The sequence below is a fragment of the Glutamicibacter sp. MCAF14 genome (genome assembly GCF_052114325.1).
GTDB classification, from domain to species: Bacteria; Actinomycetota; Actinomycetes; order Actinomycetales; family Micrococcaceae; genus Glutamicibacter; species Glutamicibacter arilaitensis.
The window spans coordinates 1-616 of the sequence record NZ_JBFREO010000026.1 but is presented as its reverse complement, the minus strand read 5'-3'; the positions used below and the strand labels follow the sequence as shown (position 1 = coordinate 616).

Here is a 616-nt window from a genome sequence, read left to right as displayed (position 1 = left end):
TCGCCGGTCTGTGGGTTGCGGCCGGTACGAGCTGCACGGTCGGTGCGCTCTACAGCCAACCAACCTGGGATCGAAACCTTTTCACCCTTGGAAATCTGGTCGACGAAAACCTCGAAGACTGCATCCAGAACACCGTTGACGGCAACCTGAGAGTTTTCGGTCTTCGCTGCAACAGCAGCAACAAGTTCGCTACGGTTCATAGCCAATGTATGGTCCTCCTGGACTAGTGATCCAAAGCCCGATGCCGGGCCCCGAACGCCGCACGGTCGCACGGTCTTATCAGTGAGAACATATCAAACGTTTCGCCCCAAAACGCCGGAAAACAGGCGAAAATCAGGGATTTTTTCAACTAATTGCAGATTTCTTGGCTCAACGGCATCATTTTTGGGGTCAACGCCGGGTTTTGCAAGGTTCCTTAACGCACCAAGACCTGCCATCCCATCACGGAACAGCAGGCCTTGGAGAGCGCTTAAAGAAGCTTACTTCTTTGCTACAGCAGCCTTCAGCTTCGAGCCAGCGGTCAGCTTGACCGAGTGGCCTGCAGGAATCTGGATCGCTTCGCCGGTCTGTGGGTTGCGGCCGGTACGAGCTGCACGGTCGGTGCGCTCTACAGCCA

2 protein-coding genes are annotated in these 616 nt (G+C 55.5%); both read right to left on the bottom strand.

All coding sequences use genetic code 11. The features are described from left to right. A partial coding sequence (locus AB4Y71_RS17990; protein WP_441722058.1) for an HU family DNA-binding protein occupies positions 1-206 on the bottom strand: 206 nt, incomplete at its 3' end. 273 nt (positions 207-479) lie between these two features. After that, on the bottom strand, positions 480-616 hold a 137-nt coding region (locus tag AB4Y71_RS17985; protein WP_441718479.1), incomplete at its 5' end, for an HU family DNA-binding protein.